Source organism: Staphylococcus sp. GDY8P196P (assembly GCF_017891705.1).
GTDB classification, from domain to species: Bacteria; Bacillota; Bacilli; order Staphylococcales; family Staphylococcaceae; genus Staphylococcus; species Staphylococcus ureilyticus.
Genome location: NZ_JAESJS010000008.1, coordinates 133,765 through 158,762, shown reverse-complemented (window position 1 = coordinate 158,762; position 24,998 = coordinate 133,765). Strand labels below are relative to the sequence as shown.

Annotated in this window: 23 protein-coding genes; 19 read left to right on the top strand and 4 right to left on the bottom strand. The window is 32.0% G+C overall.

Going from position 1 to position 24,998, the window contains the following annotated elements; translation table 11 throughout:
- Nucleotides 1-93 precede the first annotated feature (93 nt).
- On the top strand, nucleotides 94-738 hold the full coding sequence (locus tag KA814_RS03680) for a metal-dependent transcriptional regulator (protein WP_046207315.1): 645 nt from the start codon (nucleotides 94-96) through the stop codon (nucleotides 736-738).
- 404 nt (nucleotides 739-1,142) lie between these two features.
- Here KA814_RS03680 and KA814_RS03675 read toward each other — a convergent pair whose 3' ends face one another.
- Nucleotides 1,143-1,892: a M50 family metallopeptidase gene (locus KA814_RS03675; protein WP_046207316.1), complete on the bottom strand. Its 750-nt coding sequence runs from the start codon at nucleotides 1,890-1,892 to the stop codon at nucleotides 1,143-1,145.
- Nucleotides 1,893-2,147: 255 nt separating this feature from the next.
- Here KA814_RS03675 and tarA point away from each other — a divergent pair, with 255 nt between their 5' ends.
- Entirely contained in the window at nucleotides 2,148-2,894 is a 747-nt protein-coding gene (tarA, locus tag KA814_RS03670; protein WP_046207317.1) for an N-acetylglucosaminyldiphosphoundecaprenol N-acetyl-beta-D-mannosaminyltransferase TarA, read from the top strand.
- Nucleotides 2,895-3,051: 157 nt separating this feature from the next.
- Here tarA and tagH read toward each other — a convergent pair whose 3' ends face one another.
- Nucleotides 3,052-3,846: a teichoic acids export ABC transporter ATP-binding subunit TagH gene (gene tagH / locus KA814_RS03665; RefSeq protein ID WP_046207318.1), complete on the bottom strand. Its 795-nt coding sequence runs from the start codon at nucleotides 3,844-3,846 to the stop codon at nucleotides 3,052-3,054.
- A gap of 365 nt (nucleotides 3,847-4,211) precedes the next feature.
- On the opposite strand from tagH, the gene KA814_RS03660 reads away from it, so the two are divergent.
- The 4 genes from KA814_RS03660 (at nucleotide 4,212) to tagD (ending at nucleotide 7,778) form a co-directional block, all read left to right on the top strand.
- Nucleotides 4,212-5,012, top strand: a complete 801-nt coding sequence (locus KA814_RS03660) for an ABC transporter permease (RefSeq protein ID WP_019468398.1) — start codon at nucleotides 4,212-4,214, stop codon at nucleotides 5,010-5,012.
- A gap of 129 nt (nucleotides 5,013-5,141) precedes the next feature.
- The gene (gene tarB / locus KA814_RS03655) at nucleotides 5,142-6,233 is read left to right on the top strand and encodes a teichoic acid glycerol-phosphate primase TarB (RefSeq protein WP_064209567.1); all 1,092 of its coding nucleotides are present in this window, start codon (nucleotides 5,142-5,144) and stop codon (nucleotides 6,231-6,233) included.
- Nucleotides 6,230-7,288, top strand: coding sequence for a glycosyltransferase family 2 protein (locus tag KA814_RS03650; protein WP_046207321.1), 1,059 nt, complete (start codon nucleotides 6,230-6,232; stop codon nucleotides 7,286-7,288). The genes tarB and KA814_RS03650 overlap by 4 nt, the downstream gene beginning before the upstream one ends.
- A gap of 91 nt (nucleotides 7,289-7,379) precedes the next feature.
- Nucleotides 7,380-7,778: a glycerol-3-phosphate cytidylyltransferase gene (gene tagD, locus KA814_RS03645; protein WP_019468395.1), complete on the top strand. Its 399-nt coding sequence runs from the start codon at nucleotides 7,380-7,382 to the stop codon at nucleotides 7,776-7,778.
- A gap of 202 nt (nucleotides 7,779-7,980) precedes the next feature.
- On the opposite strand, the gene pbp4 is transcribed toward tagD, so the two are convergent.
- Nucleotides 7,981-9,273, bottom strand: coding sequence for a penicillin-binding protein PBP4 (gene pbp4 / locus KA814_RS03640; RefSeq protein ID WP_064209566.1), 1,293 nt, complete (start codon nucleotides 9,271-9,273; stop codon nucleotides 7,981-7,983).
- 241 nt (nucleotides 9,274-9,514) lie between these two features.
- Here pbp4 and KA814_RS03635 point away from each other — a divergent pair, with 241 nt between their 5' ends.
- The 12 genes from KA814_RS03635 (at nucleotide 9,515) to KA814_RS03580 (ending at nucleotide 23,071) form a co-directional block, all read left to right on the top strand.
- The gene (locus KA814_RS03635) at nucleotides 9,515-11,233 is read left to right on the top strand and encodes an ABC transporter ATP-binding protein (RefSeq protein WP_064209565.1); all 1,719 of its coding nucleotides are present in this window, start codon (nucleotides 9,515-9,517) and stop codon (nucleotides 11,231-11,233) included.
- Between the two features lie 338 nt (nucleotides 11,234-11,571).
- A complete protein-coding gene (locus tag KA814_RS03630; RefSeq protein WP_064209564.1) occupies nucleotides 11,572-12,801 on the top strand; it encodes a NupC/NupG family nucleoside CNT transporter in 1,230 nt (409 codons plus the stop codon).
- A gap of 648 nt (nucleotides 12,802-13,449) precedes the next feature.
- Nucleotides 13,450-14,286 carry a YitT family protein gene (locus KA814_RS03625; protein WP_046207325.1) on the top strand — a complete coding sequence of 279 codons (837 nt, stop codon included), beginning with the start codon at nucleotides 13,450-13,452 and terminating at the stop codon, nucleotides 14,284-14,286.
- 313 nt (nucleotides 14,287-14,599) lie between these two features.
- Entirely contained in the window at nucleotides 14,600-15,403 is an 804-nt protein-coding gene (locus tag KA814_RS03620) for an ABC transporter ATP-binding protein (RefSeq protein WP_046207326.1), read from the top strand.
- A gap of 8 nt (nucleotides 15,404-15,411) precedes the next feature.
- Nucleotides 15,412-16,413 carry a FecCD family ABC transporter permease gene (locus KA814_RS03615; protein ID WP_046207327.1) on the top strand — a complete coding sequence of 334 codons (1,002 nt, stop codon included), beginning with the start codon at nucleotides 15,412-15,414 and terminating at the stop codon, nucleotides 16,411-16,413.
- Nucleotides 16,410-17,426: a FecCD family ABC transporter permease gene (locus KA814_RS03610; RefSeq protein WP_064209563.1), complete on the top strand. Its 1,017-nt coding sequence runs from the start codon at nucleotides 16,410-16,412 to the stop codon at nucleotides 17,424-17,426. Before KA814_RS03615 ends, KA814_RS03610 begins: the two co-directional genes overlap by 4 nt.
- A gap of 239 nt (nucleotides 17,427-17,665) precedes the next feature.
- The gene (dhaK, locus tag KA814_RS03605; protein WP_064209562.1) at nucleotides 17,666-18,634 is read left to right on the top strand and encodes a dihydroxyacetone kinase subunit DhaK; all 969 of its coding nucleotides are present in this window, start codon (nucleotides 17,666-17,668) and stop codon (nucleotides 18,632-18,634) included.
- 31 nt (nucleotides 18,635-18,665) lie between these two features.
- Complete coding sequence (dhaL, locus tag KA814_RS03600) at nucleotides 18,666-19,241, top strand: dihydroxyacetone kinase subunit DhaL (protein ID WP_064209561.1); 576 nt, start codon at nucleotides 18,666-18,668, stop codon at nucleotides 19,239-19,241.
- Nucleotide 19,242: 1 nt separating this feature from the next.
- A complete protein-coding gene (dhaM, locus tag KA814_RS03595; protein WP_046207331.1) occupies nucleotides 19,243-19,608 on the top strand; it encodes a dihydroxyacetone kinase phosphoryl donor subunit DhaM in 366 nt (121 codons plus the stop codon).
- Nucleotides 19,609-19,787: 179 nt separating this feature from the next.
- Nucleotides 19,788-20,288 (top strand): hypothetical protein, encoded by a 501-nt coding sequence (locus KA814_RS03590; protein WP_046207332.1) that lies wholly within the window; start codon nucleotides 19,788-19,790, stop codon nucleotides 20,286-20,288.
- A gap of 536 nt (nucleotides 20,289-20,824) precedes the next feature.
- A complete protein-coding gene (locus KA814_RS03585) occupies nucleotides 20,825-21,892 on the top strand; it encodes a YkvI family membrane protein (RefSeq protein WP_064209560.1) in 1,068 nt (355 codons plus the stop codon).
- Nucleotides 21,893-22,039: 147 nt separating this feature from the next.
- Nucleotides 22,040-23,071, top strand: a complete 1,032-nt coding sequence (locus tag KA814_RS03580; protein ID WP_064209559.1) for an alpha/beta hydrolase — start codon at nucleotides 22,040-22,042, stop codon at nucleotides 23,069-23,071.
- Nucleotides 23,072-23,439: 368 nt separating this feature from the next.
- On the opposite strand, the gene KA814_RS03575 is transcribed toward KA814_RS03580, so the two are convergent.
- Entirely contained in the window at nucleotides 23,440-23,946 is a 507-nt protein-coding gene (locus KA814_RS03575; RefSeq protein WP_046207335.1) for a GNAT family N-acetyltransferase, read from the bottom strand.
- A gap of 121 nt (nucleotides 23,947-24,067) precedes the next feature.
- Between KA814_RS03575 and KA814_RS03570 the strand changes: the two genes are divergently transcribed.
- A complete protein-coding gene (locus KA814_RS03570; protein ID WP_046207336.1) occupies nucleotides 24,068-24,985 on the top strand; it encodes an NAD-dependent epimerase/dehydratase family protein in 918 nt (305 codons plus the stop codon).
- The last annotated feature ends 13 nt before the right edge of the window (nucleotides 24,986-24,998 follow it).

The following is a 24,998-nucleotide window of genomic DNA, read 5'->3' as shown; positions in this document are numbered from 1 at the left end:
GCTAACCTAATTTAATTTATAATATAACATTAACTTTTAGCGTGTCAAGTAGATTCGTGATACAATAAAGTGAATGACTTGAGAGGTGAAACCATGCTAACTGAAGAAAAAGAAGATTATTTAAAAGCAATTTTGACTCATAATGGCGATCATTCTTTCGTTTCAAATAAGACGTTATCCCAGTATTTAAATATCAAACCACCATCTGTAAGTGAAATGGTGAATCGTTTAGAAAAATCGGGATTTGTAGAAACGAAGCCATATAAAGGTGTGCAATTGTCAGAAGAAGGTTTGACATATACCTTAGATATCATTAAAAGACATCGATTATTAGAATTATTTTTAATTAAGATATTGGAATATAATTGGGAAGAGGTACATCAGGAAGCTGAGGTGCTAGAACACAAAGTTTCACACTTATTTGTAGAACGTTTAGATAAATTATTAGATTACCCAATCACTTGTCCGCACGGTGGTATTATCCCTAGAGATAATAAATATAAAGAGATATATACTACAAATTTATTGTCGTTTGAAGCTGGTGATATAGTGACGATAAAACGTGTGCGAGATAGAACAGAATTGTTAGTTTATTTAACAAGTAAATCCATATTGATTGGGGAACAAATAAAAATATTAGATAAAGATGATACCAATAAAGTGGTAATGGTGCAGAAAGAAGAAAAAGTGACAGTACTGAGTTATGATAATGCAGAACATATTTATGCAGAAAAATAAGAATTTGCATACTGAAGTTTTTTATATGCAACTTAGAAGGATTTAAAAAATTGAAATCGTCTATCTAATAAGCATAAGACAAAGCTTGAAAAGGACATTGTAGTCATATTTAATAGTTAATAGTGATATTGAAAGGAAAAAAGTCTGAGTCATAAATCCTAAAAAATAGCACACAGATGATTTAATTCAATCTATCTGTGTGCTTATTGTTATTCAATGCTGCGGCGTATTGTTGGCTCGCTTTCTTATAGGACAGCTTCTGCCCGTCGTCTTCAGTTTGTCCTGTTGTCTCAAGCGTCTTATCAAAATACAACCTATTAAAGCCGATTTTTATATTATTTCAATGGATATTGGCTTTTTCACTTACCCAATAATTTTATGTCCTAGACTCTTTTTGAAGAGGTCTAAGGAATAAAGTAAACTCGGAATAATTGATATACAGTAAATAAATTGATCGCTATCCAAATGAAGCTATAGAGGAAGGTTGGAACACGAGTCAATGCTTTTAAAGTGCTACCATCCCAAGTGATTTCATTTGATGAGAAAGTCAATTTGAATATTGTCCAAGATGATTGAAGAACTTCTCCTAATAAAACACCTAAGATAAAATGTTGTGTAATGGATATAACATAAAGTATCGCTAATTGATTATCACTTTTAAATAAGCAATATAATAAAAAAATTAAAAGTATTACTATGAACATTGGTAATAGCTTTCTAGATGTTAAGCATACAAAATATATAAATATTAATAGGTAAGCAGTGATAAACAAGCTTGGATATTGATATTGCGTAGATAGAAATCCTATATATAACATCAATGGCGGCATAACGTAGCCACCGAATGTAGTGATGGACTGACCAACACTATTTTTTGATTGTGTTATGGCGTAGCCTTGTTGAGATGTTGCTAGACGCTCAGCTGGTCTTGCCACAATCACTAAGTCTCTCGCTCGTCCACCGCTCAATTTATTAAATAATATATGGCCAAACTCATGTGTTAATACAGGGATATAGTTAAAATAGATATCTAAAAATTGGTTGATAGGTTTATTTCGATAAGTATGTATGATGATATAGATTATAGCCACTAAAACAATCCAATAAAGATGTAATTGAATAGAAGAACTGAAAAACGCATTTAGCTTAGACATGAAATACCTCATTTTTAGAATACGAAAATTTAATATTTTACGAGATACGATAATAATCAAACAGTATCTCACATATAATAGTATAAAGTAAGATTATCCATAAATCATTTGGACTTTTGATGTATATTATATTTTAAAGCGGTTTGACCTAGGTTTTATTAATATTGTAATATATGCGAGAGTAACAGTATTCATATTACAAGTAATGTATTATAGGGTAACGAGAAAAAGAATTGAGTTAGGAGATAACCAATTATGACAAGAGCTAATAAATTAGAAAAGGTAAACGTATTATCTGTTTTATTCGATAATGTAACGCTGACAGAAATGCGTGACCGTATAAAGCTTTTTTTTGAATCACAATCTGAAAAAAATTTATTTATTGTAACTGCTAATCCTGAAATAGTTGACTTTTCTACTGAAAATGAAGCATATCGTAAGTTAATTAACAAAGCAGACTATGTCATTCCTGATGGTACAGGTGTAGTTATGGCTTCAAAACTGCTTAAAACCCCTTTGAAAGAACGTGTTCCAGGTATAGAATTAATGGAAGCATGTTTGAAAATTGCTAATGCTAATTATCAAAAAGTCTTTTTATTAGGTGCAAAAGATGAGGTTGTCGTTCAAGCTGTGAAGAAATTAAGTGAAAAATACCCTAATATTCATTTTGATTATCACCATGGCTATTTTAATTTAGAAGATGAAACGGTATTGAAACACGTGAGTTCATTTAATCCAGATTATGTTTTCGTTGGTATGGGTTATCCTAAGCAAGAACAATGGATTGAACGTCATGATCATTATTTTAAACAGACATTACTAATGGGTGTAGGCGGATCTATTGAAGTTTTTAGTGGAACGAAAAAAAGAGCGCCCAAAATATTTCGTAAATTAAATATCGAATGGATTTATCGTTTTATCATTGATTGGAAACGGTTTGGTAGAATGAAAGCCATACCGAAGTTTGTATTTAAAGTGATTAAGCAAAAAGCAAAGCAATAAAAAATCGGCTATAGCATTGTTAAGCTATAGCCGATTTTTTTACTACAATGACTTTGATATATTTAGCAAATATAAGTTTATTTTAGTTATGATTTATTTATTAAAATTGTCATGCAATTGTGCAGTCGTTATCTATGATATTTAACAGTCAATAAAATTATTTCACTTCAAATCTTGAGTTATCCAATTTACTTCTAAAGGCTTTTTGTTCCTCTTTGGAATATTTTTTAAAACCGTTTAAGAATTTTTCATATTCGGGTAAAACCTCGTCTAGTTCACCGAATTTTTTTAATTTACCAGCTTCTATCCACGCGATTTTAGTACAAAATTCACGCACTTGTTTCATATTATGGCTTACGAAGAAAATAGTTTTACCTTGCTTTTTATACTCGTAAATTTTATCTAAACATTTTTGTGCAAAAGTTTGGTCTCCAACTGATAATGCTTCGTCAATGACAAGAATGTCTGGATTTGTCGTGATATTAATTGAGAAACCTAACTTGGCTCGCATACCACTAGAATATTTTTTAACAGGTTGATAAATGAATTCTCCTAGTTCACTGAATTCAATAATATCAGGTGTTAAGGCTTTAATTTGTTTTCTTGTGAATCCCATGCATAACATTTTAAATTCTATGTTTTCAATACCTGTTAACTGTCCATTTAAACCAGCATTAATTGCAATCACACTAACTTCACCGTGGCGATTCACATCTCCAGCAGTAGGAGATAGGGAACCACCAATAATATTACTAAGCGTAGATTTACCTGACCCATTGATGCCTACAAGGCCTATAACATCACCTTCGTATGCTGTTAATGACAAATCATTCAGCGCATAAAATGTCTTGTTTTTATTAAAAGGGACTAAGGCATCTTTTAAACGCTCTTTATTATTGCGATAGATGCGGTATTCTTTAGTTACATGTTCAATGTTAACCGATACATTCATAATTTTACCTTCCTTATTTGCAGATAGTATATAGTATATTATATTATATATGAGTTGTTAAATTTATTAACCTATTGTAAAGTAAGTGAGTACAAATTTTAAGATAACGTTCTTATACAATTGTTAAAGTTTACTGAATTTAAGTTATAAAATCAACTAAAATGAGGTTATTTTAGCTTCGTTGTTTTTCTATTATACAACAATCATATGAGTAAGCACATCCGCTTTTATTACATAAAATATTTAATTTACCCAATTAAATATAGGTTGTTAAGATGAATAACAAAGCGTATATTAGATTTGAATGTAGACTTTTTATAGCATAATTATGATTAGCAAATTGATTGAAAGTGTGGTTTATTTAAATGAGTGCAGTGTGGGTAGTCTTAAAAGAGCATTTTAAAAATTTCTATCTAATTCAAAGGTTAGCACAATTCCAAGTTAAAATTACTAACACCAATAATTACCTTGGTATGGCTTGGGAATTAATTAATCCAGCAATGCAAATTATGGTTTATTGGTTTGTATTTGGTCTAGGAATTAGAACTAATAATCCAATCGAGGGTGTCCCATTTATTTATTGGTTACTCGTTGGTATTAGTATGTGGTTCTTTGTGAACCAAGGTATTTTAGAAGGTACGAAATCAATCGCAAGTAAATATAATCATGTCGCTAAGATGAATTTTCCGTTATCAATTATACCATCATATATAGTGATGAGTAGGTTCTATGGTCATATCGCACTATTAGTTGCTGTTATTTTATTATGTATGTTAGGTGGTTATTATCCATCTATTTATACATTACAATTATTTTTATATGTACCATTTGCATTAATTTTTACTACAACAGTAGCATTGTTTACTTCTACGTTAGGTGTATTAGTAAAAGATACTCAACCAGCAATTCAAGCATTGATGAGAATGGTATTCTTTGCTTCATCTATTTTGATTGTACCGCCAGAAGGTATTGTTAAAGATGTTATGCAACTGAATCCAATTTATTATCTTGCTGAGGCGTATCGTGCATCGGTTCTATATAACGAATGGTATTTTGTTACACATTGGGAATTAACATTTTATAACTTCTTTATCATTGTATTTTTATTTGTCATAGGATCTATATTGCATATGCGTTATAGAGATCATTTTGCAGACTTTATGTAATGGAATTCAGACAAAGACGATTTATATTTAATCCTTTGGTGGCTTAAAAGTCATTAAAGGATTTTTCTATAATTTTAAATATAAAATAGCTATAATAAAAGAGAATAAATAATTACCGGCGGTGGAAATTTGAGACAGCTAATAAAAAAACTTTATATGACAATCATTAGTTTTTTAAATTTGATATATATAAAGAAAAAAATAAATCATCATCATATTGTCGTCATGATGACATTTGTTGAAGATGTACTTCCAATCATCGAAGCATTAAATCGAAAATCTTATGAAGTGACAGTGATTGCCAAGGAAAGTAATAGAAAATATGTTGAACAATTAGATAATGTGACATTTATACCTGCGGGCAATAAAAAAGTCTTTAAACATATAAAGGCCTTGAGTACGGCAAAAATTATTGTGATAGATACATATTATTTATTGTTTGGCGGTTTCAAAAAGAAATCGCAACAGACAATCATTCAAACTTGGCACGCAGTTGGTGCACTGAAAAATTTTGGACTTACTGACCACCAAGTAGATTTAAATAATAAAAAAATGGTGAACCAATATAAAAATGTTTATCGCGCTACTGATAAATATTTAGTAGGGGGCGAACCAATGGTGAATTGTTTTAAATCCGCGTTTGGTGCGAAAGATGATCAATTTTTAAGAACTGGATTGCCTCGTCTTGTTCCATATGTAAATTTAGATATCAAACAAAAGCAGCAAGCATTAAAGTTACAATATGGTATCAATGATAAATTAGCGCTTTATGTGCCAACGTATCGCGAGCATCACCAAGCCAATCAGATTATTGATAAGGCGCGTTTTGAAACAGCATTGCCTTCATACACATTGATGAGTAAGTTACATCCATCACTACCTCAAGATGAGCAACAAAATATTAGTCTACAATCGCTCATGGTTATGGCGGACGTTATCATCACAGATTATAGCTCATTAGCAATAGAAGCAAGTTTGTTAAATAAGCCGACGCTTTTTTATGTCTATGATGAAGCAAATTATGAAAAAGTACGGGGGCTAAATTCATATTATTATGAAATTCCGGAATTTTACAAAGCATATAGCGAAGAAGACATCGTTCATATACTTCAAACACATGCAAATGCATTAATGCCATTGTTCAAAAATTGGCATGACTATAATGTTCCAAACAGCTTAACTCAGGTTATAAATCATATAGAGAAAATGGTGAAAACATGAAAATATCAATTATCATACCTGTCTATAATGCAGCAAATACACTTCAAAGAGCAATAAGCTCGGTGGATACAAAGCAAGATTATGAAATTATTTGTATCAATGATGGATCAACAGATGAAAGTAAACAAGTTTTAGAAAGACTACAAAAAGCATACAAAAACATTCGTATTATTAATCAAGCAAATCAAGGTGCAGCTGTGAGCAGAAATAATGCATTGGAGTATGTTACTGGTGATGCTTTTATGTTTTTAGATGCAGACGATGAATTTTTGCCAAATAGTATCGATGCTATGGCAGATTACTTTCAACAGGATGAACATGTAGATATTGTACTAGGACAAATTGGAAGACTAAATAAAGGTGCATGGCAAAGTTTTTATACACACCAACCCATACAAAAATTTGATAAAGTGAATTTAGCACAATGTCCTGAAATGATGCAATCTATTGGTCCAGGAGGCAAGTTATTTAGTGCGACATTCAAAGATTTACGCTTCGATGAAGATGTAGTGTTTTGTGAAGAGCATACATTTATGATATCAGCTTATAAGAAAGCTCGAGATGTGCAATTATTACCTTTTATTGTGTATGGTTATCATGAAGAAAAAGGGTCGGTGACAGATCAAAGAGCAGATCGCTTTGTAAATTATATGAGCGATGCGATTAAAGTAAGACATAGAGTGATGCACACATTGTTATTAAGAGAAGAACGGATTTATTACAGTTATCGTATGGATGAACTCATTGTCAGTTACTTGTTGCAAGCATTTCTCACAAATAATAAAAAATTAACAGAATCATTTTTAGATGTCGTAACGTCTTATATGTATAATATGCAAGAAGCAGATTATTCAGGAGAAGCAATGTTTAGAATAATTAGGGTTGTTGAACAATGTGGAAAAAATTGGAATAAAGCGTTATATAAAAAATGGCGAGAAGCATTACTTAATGTAGGCATTGGTAGACCGAATTATTACCGTTTTCAAATGGAAGTGTTACCGAAACGTGTGAAATTCAGAGGTAAAATGAAATTAAAACAAATATTAAAAAAATGAATTTTGGGTATAGTTCGTAAACTTCAAATCAGTGTGCTATACTTTTAAAAAATGTAAATTTTAATTAAATTTTGTTAAGGAGTATGAGCGTATGAAACGTGTTATTACTTATGGAACGTATGATTTATTACATTATGGTCACATTGAATTATTAAGAAGAGCTAGAGAAATGGGCGATTATTTAGTAGTTGCACTATCTACAGATGAATTTAATCGCATTAAAAATAAAAAGTCTTATTATAATTATGAACAACGAAAGATGATGCTAGAGTCTATTCGTTATGTTGATCTTGTAATCCCTGAAAGTGGCTGGGGACAAAAAGAAATCGACGTCGATCGCTATGAAATAGATACTTTTGTAATGGGGCACGACTGGGAAGGTGAGTTTGACTTCTTGAAAGATAAATGTGAAGTGATTTACCTTAACCGTACAGAAGGTATTTCTACTACTAAAATCAAGAAAGAACTTTATGGTGATGCTGAAAAATAAATCAGCAGTCATTTGTTGATATTGAATTATAATTTTAATAAATCATATGTTAAATAAATATATTAAGTGAGGCTGGGACATCGTAATGTCTCAGCCTCAACTTGTTTTGTCATCGAACGATCAAGTTATGAAAAACCCCGAGAAGATTTCTAAGTTAAAGCATCTTTTCGGGGTATCATTTTGGCATTAATAATTCATGACTTTATTTATGATTTTTTCTGTTTTTGAAAGTTTCGATAATAAGATAAATAATAATTGCGATTGCAGCTATGATTAATATCGTACCTAATAAAGTGAGGATCGGATGTTCATCCCACGTCGTTTTCACAACTGTCGTAGTTTGATGCAGAATTGGTTTGCTTACTTTAACAGTTGGTGGGCCGTATTTATCGGAAATAAATTTTCGATCATATTCAATATGCAATTTACCATCTTCAATTACATAGTTATAATCATTTTTATCGAAATCATTTGGAAGTACATCGTATAAGTCTTTTTCTACATAATATGTTTTTCCATTAATTTTGTGATTGCCTTTTGAAATAATTTTTTTATATTTATATTGATCAAAAGACATATTCATTAAGGCATTGCCCATCATATTACGTTGTTTCTCGCCACCTAAGTTGTCGTAGTTACCAGCACCCATTATTGTTTGATTAATTCTAAATTTATCTCTTTTTGTAGTGATAGTGTGATTGTAATCTGCAATGTCACTAGAGCCAGTTTTTAAACCATCTGTCCCCTCTAAACTCATATCCGCACCCTCTAAAGAGTGATTAAACGTGTAATATGTAACACCGTGTTGCGTTGGAGCTAATTGTTTAGTGAAATAAATGATTTTTGGTGTATCTTGAATGGTACGTTGAGCTAAAATTGCAAAATCTTTAGCGGTTGATGTATTATTCTCTTCATTTTTATATTTTTTTGGTGCAAAGTCTTTTAATTGTTTATTTTCAGCACCTGTTGGATTAACAAAATGTGTATCTTTCATACCTATTGATTTTGCTTTTTTGTTCATTGCATCTGTAAAATCTGAAAGGTTTCCAGATACTTCTTGACCTAATATAAGCGCTGCGGCATTACTTGAATTTGAAACAGTGATTTGGAGTAACTCTTTAATCGTGTAAGTCTCTCCAGGATAAAGCTTGGTATTACTTAATTCAGGCAAGGTAGACATGCTGTAATGTTTGTCTGTGATTTTAACTTTATCATCTAAAGATAAATCCCCACGATTAACGGCTTCGAGTGTTAAATACATGGTCATCAATTTGCTCATCGAAGCGGGATACCAATCTTTATCAGCGTTATATTGGTAAAGAATTTGACCGGTTTGGGCAATATTTACTGCACCTTCAGGTTGATAATTATCAGTAACATTATAACCATATTGATTTGCCGCCTGTGTAGGTGTGACTGTTTCAGCGTTGGCAAAAGGTGTTATAATTGAACCGACGAAGAGCACAGTTACAATTGCCAGAATTAACTTTCTCATAATTACATTCCCTCTTAATATGTTCTGTTTTATTGCAATAGAGGTATTTTAGCATATTGTATGTAGTTTATAAAATATTAAACAGAAGAATATTTTTTATAACTAATTTATTGAAAATTATTGTGTAAAACATGATAAAATAAATTGAAATTAATTTAACTTAATACTTTAAAATTAATCTGCTCAAAAATAATGTAAGTAAGAGGTAATTTAAAATATTTTTAGAAGAGGTAATTTAGATATGAATCAAGAGAATCCATTATTCTACTTATTTAAAAAATTATCATGGCCTGTTGGACTGATTATCATAGCTGTTTTAATTTCTTCATTAGGTAGTATTACAGGACTAGTAGTTCCTTTTTTTACAGGTAAGCTCGTAGATAAATTTTCTTTTGAAAATATTAATTGGATATTTATCATAGCATTTATTTCTATATTTATTATGAATGCGTTGCTTAGCGGTATAGGACTGTATTTATTGAGTAAAATTGGTGAGAAAATCATTTATGCAATTCGATCCGTTTTATGGAAACACATCATTCACTTAAAAATGCCATTTTTTGATAAAAATGAAAGTGGACAATTGATGAGTCGTTTGACAGACGATACAAAAGTAATCAATGAATTTATTTCACAAAAATTGCCCAACTTATTGCCTTCAGTATTGACTATTATCGGCTCTTTAATAATGTTATTTGTGATGGATTGGCAAATGACTTTGCTGACTTTTATCACGATACCTATATTTGTATTAATTATGATTCCATTAGGTAAAATCATGCAAAATATTTCTAAAAAAACACAGGCAGAGATTGCGAATTTTAGTGGCTTACTAGGTCGTGTATTAACAGAAATGCGCTTAGTTAAAGTTTCACGTACTGAAAAAATAGAGTTAAATAATGCGCATAAGAATTTACAAGAAATATACTTTTTAGGACTAAAGCAAGCTAAGATTACAGCTATTATACAACCTATATCTGGTGTAATTATGCTTTTAACGATTGCAGTTATCTTAGGTTTTGGTGCAATTCGAATTTCTACTGGAGCAATCACAGCAGGAACCTTAATTGCAATGATTTTTTATGTTATTCAACTTACGCAACCTATCATTAATTTATCAACTTTGGTTACAGATTATAAAAAGGCTGTAGGGGCAAGTAGTCGTATATATGAAATCATGGAAGAACCTACTGAAGTTTTTGAAATAGAACAAGCAAAACCAATAATTGATGGTAATTTAACATTTGAAAATGTACATTTTAAATACGGTAATAAACCAATTCTTACAAATGTGAGTTTTGATATACCATCTGGTAGTATTACTGCTTTTGTAGGACCTTCTGGTTCAGGTAAGAGTACAATTTTCAATATTATTGAACGAATGTATGACATAGAACAAGGTGATATCACTTATGGCGACCAATCGATTTATGATATAGATCTAGCTCATTGGCGTGAGAAAATAGGTTATGTCATGCAATCTAATTCAATGATGAATGGCTCAATCAGAGACAACATTTTATATGGCATTAATCGTGAAGTCTCAAACGAAGAATTAATTTACTATGCAAAATTAGCAAATTGTCACGAATTTATTATAGCGTTTGAAGATGGATATGACACAATTGTTGGCGAGCGAGGTTTGAAATTGTCAGGTGGCCAACGTCAACGTATAGATATTGCCAGAAGTTTTGTTAAAAATCCAGATATCTTATTATTGGATGAGGCAACCGCTAACTTAGACAGCGAAAGTGAGCGAAAGATTCAAGATGCTTTAGAAGAATTGATGGAAAACAGAACAACAATCGTGATTGCCCACAGACTATCTACAATTAAAAAAGCTGAACAAATTATTTTTATTGATAACGGTAGTGTGACAGGCATAGGCACTCATCAGGATTTGATTGGTAATCATGAAAAATATCAACAATTTGTTCATACACAAAATTTAACGAAGTAATATTGAAAACACGTATGATTGGATGCTGGATAAATATATTTTTTGACTATAAACGAACCATAAAATTTTTATTTTATATAATGTACATACATGGTATAATTATTGTGAATTCATAAGTGACAATCATTTGGGGAATGATAGATTTTTATCAAGAATGAAATTAAATAAATGGATTACAAAATTTAAGATGAGTATATTCGCTGCTATATAATTAAAATTGATAATTAACTTAATGAGCGAGAGCAGATATACTCATCTTAATAATTCTTATACATAATCGAGTGTTGCTTTTAAATATTCAAGTAGTTATTTATTCAATAAGAAATGGTGGGTGTATGATGTTTTTACTTATTAATATTATTGGGTTAATTGTGTTTTTAGGTATTGCTGTACTTTTTTCCAGAAAGAAATCAGATATCCAGTGGAAATCTATTGGCATTTTAGTCGTAATTAACTTATTCTTAGCATGGTTCTTTATGTATTTCCCTTGGGGGAAATTAGCGGTTCAATTATTGGCAAATGGTATATCATGGGTTATTGATTCTGCACATGTAGGTACGGGATTTGCTTTTGCCAGTTGGACAAATACAGAAATGATGGATATGGCTGTGAGTGCGCTATTTCCAATTCTATTAGTAGTACCACTTTTTGATATTTTGATGTATTTTAATATTTTACCCAAAGTTATAGGTGGTATTGGTTGGGCTTTAGCTAAAATTACACGTCAGCCAAAATTCGAATCTTTCTTTGGTATAGAAATGATGTTTTTAGGTAATACAGAAGCATTAGCAGTTTCAAATGAACAATTGAAACGCATGAAAGAAACACGTGTATTAACAGTGGCAATGATGTCCATGAGTTCGATATCTGGTGCAATTGTTGGCGCGTATGTATCGATGATACCAGGTGACTTAGTGCTAACTGCTATTCCATTAAATATCATTAATGCAATTATAGTTTCTTCTATTTTAAATCCTGTTTCTGTGGAAGAAAAAGAAGATATTATTTATAGTATCCGTAATGAAGAAATTGAAAAACAGCCGTTTTTCTCATTTTTAGGAGATTCAGTATTAAATGCAGGTAAATTGATTTTAATCATCATTGCTTTTGTTATCAGTTTTGTTGCACTTTCTGATTTAATTGACCGTTTTATTAATTTAATCACAGGTATTATCGGTGGTTGGGCTGGTATAAAAGGAAGTTTTGGTCTAGATCAAATTCTCGGTACTTTTATGTATCCATTTGCTTTATTACTAGGATTACCGTTTGATGAGGCATGGATAGTGGCACAACAAATGGCGAAGAAAATTGTGACAAACGAATTTGTGGTGATGGGTCAAATTAAAGATGTTATTGAATCATACTCACCACACAGACGTGCAGTTATTGCAACATTTTTAGTATCGTTTGCGAACTTCTCAACAATAGGGATGATTATTGGAACATTGAAAGGCATTGTAGATAAGAAAACATCTGATTTTGTTTCGCAATATGTTCCAATGATGTTGCTTGCAGGAATTCTAGTATCGTTAATGACAGCTGGATTTGTTGGTTTGTTTGCTTGGTAATGATGGGTTGTAAGTCAATGACTCGCTTAAAGATGATATATGTCGAAATAATTGTCTAGGTCTATCAAGCATATAAGATAATTAAATACAGTGAATTTATAATCGATCGTCTTGAAGTAAAAGTTGTATTAATTACTTAGTTGATATCAATAGACGGTAAAAAAGGAGCGTGTGAAATCAATTGATTATTGATATCAATAACGCTCCTTTTTTATATTAATGCTTGTTCGTATATGTATTATGATGATTTTAAAATAAAAAATAAAGCCAAGTAATTGACGTGAGGAGACACATGCAATATTACTTGGCTTATACGGGAAATGAATTAATTGTATATTAATAGTAAGGACTAGGTACTAAAAATATACTCGAGCAAAAATTGTTTTGTATGTTACTATAAACAACACAAAGGAGATGGCTTCTTATTGGCAATCAATAAGAAGATAAATTTTATTATAGCAAAGGAAAGTGTATAAGTAAACCGAAAATTCAGAATTTTTGAACTTTTAAAAGTGTAATAAAAAGAAATCTTATAATATCAAGGTTTTACAAGTAAGTGATTCAGAAATTTTTTCAAATATTGTTGTGGTATGTTCGATAGTTTGCTAATATTCAATTGATTGAAGTTAATATGAGGGGGTCATGTGGGTGAATAAAACAGTACGAGATTTGTTATTCGTTATAATTGGGTCATTTATATTTTCAGCAGGCGTTAATACTTTTATCATATCTGCTGATTTAGGCGAGGGAGGCGTGACCGGTATAGCTATCGTACTTTATTATGCCTTTCACATATCTCCTGGTGTAACAAACTTTGTATTTAATGCAGTACTTATCGCTATAGGTTACAAGTTTCTGAGTAAGAGAAGTATGTATTTAACGATAATAGCGACAATATTAATCTCACTATTTTTAGAATTAACAGTGAGTTGGAAAATTGAGACAGGTAATATTTTAGTTAATGCAGTATTTGGTGGCATGTCTGTAGGTCTAGGTATTGGTATTATCGTACTTGCTGGAGGGACAACTGCAGGAACAACGATTTTAGCTAGAATTGCTAATAAATATTTAGATGTTAGTACACCTTATGCACTATTGTTCTTTGATTTAATTGTTGTTGCAATTTCATTAACAGTAATTCCTGTTCCGAGTGCGTTGGTTACAGTAATCTCACTTTATATCGGTACAAAAGTAATGGATTATGTCATAGAAGGTTTAAATACGAAAAAAGCAATGACGATTATTTCTAGTAAACCAGATGAAATAGCTAAAGTGATTGATGAACAGGTAGGACGTGGGTTGACAATTTTAAATGGGAGAGGCTATTTCTCTAAACAAGAAAAAGACATATTGTATGTTGTTATTACTAAAACGCAAGTTAGTAAAGCGAAACGTTTAATCAAACGCATTGATAACGAAGCATTCTTAGTGATTCATGATGTTCGTGATGTTTATGGTAATGGTTTCTTAATTGATGAACATTAAAAATGAAAAAATGTTAATTAAAACCTTGGTGTATGGATTAGATCCTACATCAAGGTTTTAATTTGAGTATCGCTATAATAATCCGATAACTAAGAATTTTCTTATATTGCTAAAAAAACTGTATGGCAATTTAAAATATATTCATAAACCATACATTTTGCTTGCTATCATAAAACATTTATTAGTCATCATATCTAAAAAATGATATAATATCATCTGTGATAATGATTATCATTTAAAGGGCAAATTAGAATAAAAATGACATAGATATAGATTGTTTTTGGTACATTTTGTATTAGGAAGAAGGGAAATTATGACTCGATTAGAAGGAGAACAAGTTACGATAGGTTATGGGGATAATGTTATTGTAGATAATTTAGATGTTCATATTCCGACTGGTAAAATCACATCTATTATAGGACCCAATGGTTGTGGAAAGTCTACATTACTAAAAGCATTGTCACGTCTTTTACCGATTAAAGATGGCGAAATTAAATTAGATGGTGAAAATCTGCATACACAATCAACAAAAGAAGTTGCCAAAAAAATTGCGATTTTACCACAATCACCAGAAGTGGCCGATGGACTTACGGTTGGAGAGCTTGTTTCATATGGTCGCTTTCCACATCAAAAAGGATTTGGGAGACTTTCTGCGGAAGATAAAAAGGAAATTGATTGGGCCATGAATGTAACAGGTACTTATGAATTCCGATTACGTTCTATCAACGATTTGAGTGGTGGTCAACGTCAAAGAGTATGGATTGCGATGGCATTGGCTCAAAGAACGGATATTATTTTCTTGGATGAGCCTACAACATATTTAGATATTTCACATCAATTAGAAATTTTAGAATTAATTACCCAATTAAATCAAGAACAAGGTTGTACTATTATTATGGTGTTGCATGATATTAATCAAGCAGTTCGATTCTCAGATCATCTGATTACGATGAAACAAGGAGACATTGTTGCTGCTGGAGGTACAGAAGATGTTTTAACCAAAGAAAACTTAGAAAAAGTATTCAATATAGATGTAGAGATTAGTACAGACCCTAGAACAGGGAAACCTATGCTAGTTACCTATGATTTATGTAGAAAAAGCTATTCAGAAATTTAGGTGTAATCATGGCTACGCAAAAAAAGGGAAAATTAAGCTTCACAACAACATTAATAATTAGTTTGGTTCTATTAGTCATTGCTTTGACGGTATCAATATTGATCGGAGATGCTAAAATTCACATTTCTACAATATTTGATGCGATATTTAATTATGATAATAAGAATCAACAACATAATATTATTAGTGAAATACGTATACCAAGAGATATAGGAGCAATGCTTGTAGGTGTAGCATTAGCGACTTCAGGTGCAGTCATTCAAGGCGTTACTAAAAATGGTTTAGCAGATCCGAGTTTAATCGGATTAAATTCAGGCGCTTCATTTATGTTAGCGCTAACTTTTGCATTTTATCCAACAGCACCATTTATAGTGCTTATGATTGCAGGATTTATCGGAGCAATCATGGGTGGATTTATTGTATTGATGATTGGCAGGTCAAGAAGTGATGGCTTTAATCCGATGAGAATTATACTGGCTGGAGCTGCCGTAAGTGCTTTGCTAACAGCCTTGAGTCAAGGTGTAGCGTTATTGTTTAGATTAAATCAAAGTTTAACGTTTTGGAGCGCTGGTGGAGTTTCTGGTACGACTTGGGGGCAGCTTGTTTGGGCAGCACCATTTATTATTATTGCATTAGTTATCATTATTGCGATGAGTAAACATCTAACTATTTTAAATTTAGGTGAAACTTTAGCAATTGGATTGGGACAAAATGTTGCTTTAACACGTGCAATTGCTTTGATTATATCCATGGTTATGGCAGGTATTGCCGTAGCAATGGTGGGTCAAATAGCATTTGTAGGACTAATGGTTCCACATATTGTACGTTATTTAGTTGGTACAGACTACGCTCGTGTTCTGCCATTAACTGCTGTTATTGGCGGGTTATTGCTACTCGTTGCTGATACGGTAGCGCGCATGTTAGGTGAAGCTCCAGTAGGTGCAATCATTTCATTTATTGGCGTACCTTACTTCTTGTATTTGGTTAAACGAGGAGGACGCTTTTCATGATAGACTCAAAATTAAGATATAAACAGTTCATTACCATGATTATTCTTATAATATTGGTGGTATTCGCATGTGCTTGGAGTATGACTTCAGGTGAATATAAGATGTCTATAGGTACTTTTTTTAAAACGCTTATAGGTCAAGGTGAATATACCGACACACTTATACTTATGGAATTTAGATTTCCGAGAATGGTTATTACTATTTTAGCTGGTGCTGCTTTAGCAATGAGCGGAGCTATCATACAAAGTGTAACTAAAAACCCTTTAGCGGAACCTGGTATTTTAGGTATAAATGCAGGAAGTGGGTTTGCTATAGCACTATTTATTGTAGTTGGTCAAGTGAATGCAGATAATTTTGTATATGTATTACCAATTATAAGTATGATCGGTGGTATACTGACTGCGCTAGTTATTTTTTCATTTAGTTATAATAAAGGAGAAGGTATTACACCAGCAAGTATGGTGTTAGTAGGCGTGGGTATGGCTACTGCTTTAAGTGGTGGGTCCTTGACGTTAATGTCAACATTTGACGAAGATCAATCAGAGTTTATTGCTTCATGGCTTGCGGGTAATATTTGGGGCGATGAATGGGCGTTTGTAATTGCCTTTTTACCTTGGGTCATTGTACTGATACCGTTTTTATTATTAAAAGCGAATGTTTTAAATTTATTAAATACGCATCAACATATTGCTCAAGGTGTAGGTGTGAAAATTGGTAGAGAACGAATTGTATTATTGTTAATAGCAGTAGTTCTGTCGTCAGCTGCAGTATCCGTGGCAGGAGCTATTGGTTTTATAGGTTTGTTAGGTCCACATATTGCTAAATCAATTGTTGGTCCGAGACATCAAATGTTTCTACCAATTTCCATATTTATTGGTGCCTTTTTACTTGTGTTGGCAGACACTGTCGGACAAGTGATATTACAGCCTTCTGGTATGCCAGCTGGTATTGTTGTATCAATTATAGGCGCACCTTATTTTTTATATTTAATGTATAAAACAAAATCAGTTTAAATATGAAAATAGAAATCATTAAATGTTTGTGTGTAATAAATAAGTATGCAATAAAATTTCGTTATAACTAGATAGTCATTTAAGAAAAACTTTACAGATGGGCGGGTTTTAGAATCAATTTTGAAAAAGATTGATTGAGAACCCGCTCCTTTTTTTAAATAAACCCTTTGAGTTGTTAGCGTTTACATTTGTGAGTAGGGTATAATATAAGTGAATAGTGAAAACAGGAGGTCCTCAATATGAAAAAGCTCATTAAAGATAAAACACAATTTTTACCAGATATGTTAGATGGTCTTTCGATTTCAAATAAAAATGTCGAAGTAATTGCTGATACGGTGGTTGTACGTAAACATAAAAAAGAAAAAGGCGTAGCGATTGTATCTGGTGGTGGCAGTGGTCATGAGCCAGCACATGTAGGTTACGTAGCGCAAGGTATGTTAGATGCTGCAGTGTGTGGTGAGGTATTTACATCTCCAACGCCAGATAAAATTTTAAGTGCGATTAAAGCTGTGGACAATGGAGATGGTGTACTGCTTGTTGTTAAAAACTATGCAGGTGATGTCATGAATTTTGAAATGGCACAAGAAATGGCAGAAATGGAAGATATCCAAGTAGAAACCGTTGTGGTCAAAGACGATGTTGCTGTTAGTGATGAAGCACAACGTAGAGGCGTTGCTGGAACAGTATTTGTGCATAAAATAGCTGGATATTTAGCAGAAAACGGAACCCCACTGTCGCAAATTAAAGAAAAATTAAATGAATTATTACCAACTATCAAATCAATAGGTATGGCATTAACGCCACCATTGGTTCCAACAACAGGTCATTATGGCTTTGATATAGATGATGAATCTATGGAGATTGGTATCGGTATACATGGTGAAAAAGGTCTCTCACGCCAAAAAGTTGAAAGTGTAGATTTAGTCGTTAAACGATTGATTGCCGAACTATTGAAAGAGATAGATGATGAACGACTTATTGTGATGATAAACGGTATGGGAGCTACACCTTTATCTGAACTAAATATTGCAACAAAATACGTGGCACAACAACTCGAAGATAAACAAAAAGATGTGAAATTATGGTTTGTTGGAGACTATATGACTTCATTAGATATGGAAGGTTTATCAATAACATTTTTACCATATACGGAACAAGTTTATGAAGCATTGATTGCACCGACAAGTAGCCCGTACTTTAATGCTTAAATAAAAAATATAGGTTAGGAAGTGAAGCGGAATGAATGTGTCAGAGTTAAAAGAGAGATTGCTTAATTTAGTTGATGTCTTTGAAGAGAAGGAATCATTATTAACAGAATTAGATAGAGCAATTGGTGACGGTGATCATGGCGTAAATATGTTAAGAGGGTTTAAAGCTTTAGCCGACCAGCTAGATGATAGCTCTGTGTCTGCATTATTAAAATCTACTGGTATGACTTTAATGTCTAATATTGGTGGTGCTTCTGGTCCACTTTATGGATTTAGTTTTGTGAAAATGTCTCAAGTTGTTGGTGATGAAATTGATAAAGAGAATTTAAAAACATTGCTTAACACATTTTCGGAGGCAGTTGCGCAACGTGGGAAAGTAGAGTTAAATGAAAAGACAATGTATGACGTTATTGAACGTACCAACAAAGCGATAAATAATGGTGAAACTTTATCATTTGAAGATTTACAATCTTTGGCAGAAGCAACTAAGGATATAGAAGCAACGAAAGGTAGAGCAGCCTATTTTAAAGAAGCGTCAAAAGGGCATGTGGACCCGGGTGCACAAAGCAGTGTATATATTTTAAACGCATTAATAGGAGCTGATTAATATGACACAAATTATTATTGTAAGCCATAGTAAAGAGATAGCAGATGGTACAAAAGCTTTGGTAAATCAAATGGTAGGAGAGAATATTAAGATTACTGCACAAGGTGGTGTGCATGGTGAAATTGGCACATCATATGATGATATCCAAACAATGGTGAATCAAGTAGATGACGACGCATTATGTTTTTATGACATAGGTTCTGCTGAAATGAATACAGATTTAGCGATTGAGATGTATGAGGGAGAGCATCGTTTAGAAAAAATAGATGCCCCGATAGTTGAAGGTACTTTTACTGCAGCAGTAAATCTTTCTGTAGGAAAAACGATAGATGAAGTGTTAGATGAGTTGAATACGAAATTTGGCTAAGTCAACGTATTAATCAATGATCTCTTTCAAGTAGTTATAATGATATATATAGCGTATGTCGTTCTAACTGCTTCAATTAACTTGACAAAAATATTCTTTTTTATATGAATATATAATTAAGATATGGTAAAATGAGACTTAACTGTTAAAGAAATCTGGATATCTAGGAGGACATTGCAATGAAAGAATTGATACAAAAGCATGTCTTAAACGGCGAATTTGAATCAGTATACCGTCTTATGTCCCAGACAGATTTTATGGAATTTGAAGAAGCTTATATCTCAAGCGCTCATGAAGTGGAAAGTATCATGTTTTATACATGTATTTTAGATATGATGAAAACTGAAGAAACAGCAGAAATGCATGACTTAGCTTTTCTACTACTCGTTTATCCATTAAGTGAACTACAAGGTGCTTTAGATTCTGCATATTATCATGCAGAATCATCCATAAAACTTACTGACGGCAAAGAAGTAAAAAGCTTATTACAGATGTTGTTATTACATGCAGTTCCTGAACCAGTCATTTCTGATAAAAAAGCATTAGAGATTTCTCGTCAAATACTTAAACTAGATCCAACAAATAGCGTTGCGCGTAATGTACTAAAAGAAACAGCAAAACGTTTAGATAATGTTGTCGTTGATTTCAATGAACTTAATCGTTTTAAAAATGCACATTAACTTGAGTAAGTGACAGTTAAATCATAGAATAGTGTTTAATTCTGATGTGAAAACAATTGTATATGAAAATGACTTTTTGAGGCTGAGACAAATTGATTGTCTCAGCCTTTTTCATGAGCATAGTTCAGATATTTATTTTAAATCAGTAAAGTTTCTGATCCGTTTTCTTTGTTTTATTGTTATAACATTAATGAAAATAAGACTTAAATTTATTTTTTATATTTGTTTGGTATAGTGGATGATGATGCAATGAAAATTTTTTCAAAAAATTTTTCATTATAATTTTTGAATTATTATGAAATTTAGAAATGTATAAATTTGCAAAAAGTTATTGGAATTTATTCATATTTATAGTGTATCTTGGAATTGACGATTTATTTTTAAAAGATAAAATGAATGATTAAAAAGAAATATATTGCTTAACTATTATGTTTAATTTTAATGAATTGTGCAAATCTTAATTTTCTCATGTTGCAAATTACAGTCAGTACGTTATAATTACAAAATGTGTTAACTATGAGGAGGTTATTTATCACATGGGGTTGAATAAAGAAGCTATAAAAATTGGTTTCGCTTACGTCGGTATCGTAGTAGGTGCTGGCTTTTCAACAGGACAGGAAGTTATGCAATTCTTCTCGCCATATGGCTTATGGTCATATATTGGTGTTTTACTTTCTGGGCTAATTTTAGGATTTATTGGTAGACAAGTTGCGAAAATTGGTACTGCGTTTGACGCACAAAACCATGAATCAACTTTGGACTACTTATTTGGAAATGCGTTCAGTAAAATCGTAGATTACTTACTAATCTTTTTCTTATTTGGTATTTCAGTTACTATGATTGCTGGAGCAGGATCAACATTTCAAGAAAGTTTCGGTGTACCAACGTGGTTAGGTGCATTGATAATGGTAATTGCAATATATATCACACTATTGATGGACTTTAATAAAATCGTACGAGCTTTAGGTATTGTTACGCCATTCTTAATTATATTAGTAGTTATTATTGCTGCTTACTATCTTTTCAATGGTAGTATTTCATTAGGTAAAGTTAACGAAACTGTACCAAGTGACAGCTTATGGTTAGGTATACTTAAAGGTATTAACTATGGTGGTCTTGCATTTGCGGTAGGATTCAGTACTATTGTCGCTATAGGCGGCGATGCTTCAAGACGTCGTGTTTCAGGCGCTGGTGCGCTATTTGGTGGTATTATTTATACCGTGTTATTAGCGTTAATTAACTTTGCATTACAGTCTGAATTTCCAAAAATCAAAGATGCAGATATTCCGATGTTAACATTAGCAAATGCAATTAATCCTTGGATAGCACTAGTGTTATCAGTAATTATGTTAGCAGTAATGTATAATACAATTCTTGGTTTAATGTATTCATTTGCAGCGAGATTTACAGAACCGTATAGTAAAAAATATCATATCTTTATCATAGTTATGGTACTTGTGGCTTATGGTTTAAGCTTTGTAGGTTTCGCAGGTTTAATCAACTATTTATATCCAATAATGGGATATGTTGGTCTTATTGTTGTTATTGGAGTACTTATTAAGTATTACAGTAGAAAACGACAAAACAAGAAATTTATTGCTTAACTTTTAAAAGTGAAAAATTGTAAATTGATATATGATATAACTCAGCTTGCATACGTTAGCAAGCTGAGTTTTCTAGTTTATTATCCTTGTAATACTATTGTGAACTTATTTATTATGGTACAATGCTTCCGAAAGGAAAGGTAATCTATGAAGAAAAAACATAAATGGACCCTTATCACAACGTTTATCATAGTCACGGTTATAGTAGTTATGGCAGTACTTTTAAAACTACAGTATGATAGACAAAACTCGAGTAGAGTAAACGAAAAAGTTCAAATTAATAATAAAAATGTGAATGCTTTTACGAATATCACATATGGAAAAGGGGCACCCAATAGTCGACTTGATATATTAACGCCAAATGAATTAGATCAAGATAACAAACTTCCAGTCATTTTTTGGATGCATGGCGGAGGATTTATTGCGGGAGATAAACAATATAAAAACCCATTATTATCTAAAATTGCTGAACAAGGATATATTGTGGTGAATATTAATTATGCACTTGCACCAGATTTTAAATATCCTACCCAGTTACAACAGATTGATCAAGCGGTAAGTTTTATTAAGAGAAATAAACATGAGTTACCAATTGATTTCAATCAAGTTATTTTTGGCGGTGATTCTGCAGGTGCGCAGTTATCAAGCCAATACACAGCAATACAAACGAATAAATCTTTAAGAGAGGATATGAACTTTAAGCAACAATTTGAAGCAGATCAGCTTAAAGCAGCTATCTTTTTTGGTGGCTTTTATGACATGAAGACAGTTAGAGCGACAGAATTCCCAAGAATTCAGCTCTTTATGGAAAGCTATACTGGAAAACGAGATTGGGAACAACAATTTAAGTATATAAGTGAGATGTCTACCATCAATCAAGTTACAGAAGATTATCCGCCAACATTTTTATCAGTGGGCGATGCCGACCCATTTTATAGTCAGAATATTGAATTCTATAAAAAATTAAAGTCAACAGACGTACCGGTGGATACATTATTTTATGACGGTTCTCATAAATTGAGACATCAGTATCAATTTCATATGGAATTGCCAGAATCACAGCAAAATATGAAAGACGTCTTAAGGTTTTTAAGCAGAAATACAACTTCTTCAGGCGTTGAAACGGAATATCAATCTGAAGAAGCGAATCCAAATGGAGTTGAATTAAACCCATATTAGATATCGATGATGTAACTATGTTTGATTTAAATAACATCAATGTTTTAAGGAAATTAAAAAACACTTTCGTTGAATGCAAATGAGATGTATTCATACGGAAGTGTTTTTTATTAATAATGTATATACTCGATTTAACTTAGTCGTTCTTTTGACTAAACGATTGAAATTGAAATAGTAGGATATACAGAACATATGGAAGTGATAACCTAATGGTGTAAGCAAGCTAGGTTTGGTTGGTATCTTCTACACTTCAATAATGGTTTAATTGTTAAAATATAGATGAAGACGAAGTTGTCATTTGGATATTTATCCAAAAACGATTAAACTGCAAATAAGGAACTATTTACTAATTTATTACATTAAAATCATTAAATTAGTAATTTTGCCATGATATATTTATTATAATATCGATGATCAATAAACAATTTATCTTTAAGTTCTCCTTCGACTTGATAGTTTGCACTTTTAAATAAATCAACAGCGGTCGTATTTTCGGGAACTACTTCAACTTCAATACGGTGAATGTCATGGTTTAAGCACCAAGCTTCTATGGAATTAATTAATGATTGTCCTAATCCTTTTTCACGATAATGCCTTATAACTCCCATAGAAAAGTGTGCTTCATGTCGTGTACGTTCGAAACTTTCGGTAGTGACAATTGCAAATCCTACGAGTTCGCCATTGTTTTCTGCAATATAAATTGCATTAGAAGGAGAAGTTATATAATGTTCTAAGGTTGCAATAGCATCCGTATTAGAGGGCGCATACTCACCAGGATTGTATATCAAATAATCAGATTCATCATAGATTGTACTTAATAGTTTTATAAAAGGTTCTATATCGTTGATACCAATTTCTCGAATTTGATGAACCATATATGTCCACTCCTCATTTCTAATTTTTAAAACTCAGTTATAGTATAACTTAACATCATTAACATGAATTTACTAGGGAATATTTAAAACAAGAAAAATATATGATAAAGGATGTCGTATAATGAAACCAAATATATTGCTTGCGGGTGTTACAGGTTATATAGGAAAATATCTAATTGAATCCATTAAAGATGAAGGAATCTTATATACATTGTCTAAGTATCCAAAAGAAAAAGAATATCAAGAAATTATTTGGCTTGAAAAAGATATTTATAACTATAATGATGTTTTAACTGCTATGGACGGTATAGATATTGCAATATTTTATTTAGATCCAACCAAGCATTCTGCTAAGCTGACGCATGCAACTGCTAGAGATATCAATTTGATAGCTGCAGATAATTTTGGGAGAGCTGCTGCCAAACAAGGTGTGAGTAAGATAATATATATTAGTGGTAGTCGCTTCGATGTTGAAACGAAGCAGCGTTTATCAGCATACGGTACTGAAGTAGAAGAAACGACGGCAGAAGTCGCTCGTCCTCACGTAGCAGTTGAGTTACAGACTTCGAAATATGATGATGTCAGAAGTGCGTTAAGTATACAACTACCGATGAATTGGACATTAAGCCAAATGGTAACATATTATTTTAAGTGGCTAGATGAAACGAAAGGAACATTGTTGCATACAGCAAAACAAGGGGATAATTTCATTGTGTACATGAAAAACAAACGCAAACCTATACTAGTACTGCGCAAAGAGAACACTGAAAAAGACATCATTACGTTGCATCTTGTGAGTGGTAGAATTGTAAAACCTAATTTAAAAAAGCAAGGGAAATTAGAATTTCGCAAATTAAAAGACACACAACAAGTCATCGTTCATTTGTTTGATTATATTCCTAAATTAACTTGGCCTGTTTATTACTTAATGCAATCACCTTTCCAAGATTTAATGATGCGAGGATTTGAAATTGATTGCCGCATTAAACATTACCAAGGTCGAATTAACTCCGGGGAAAATATAAAATATACAAAATAATTGAGGTGAGCTT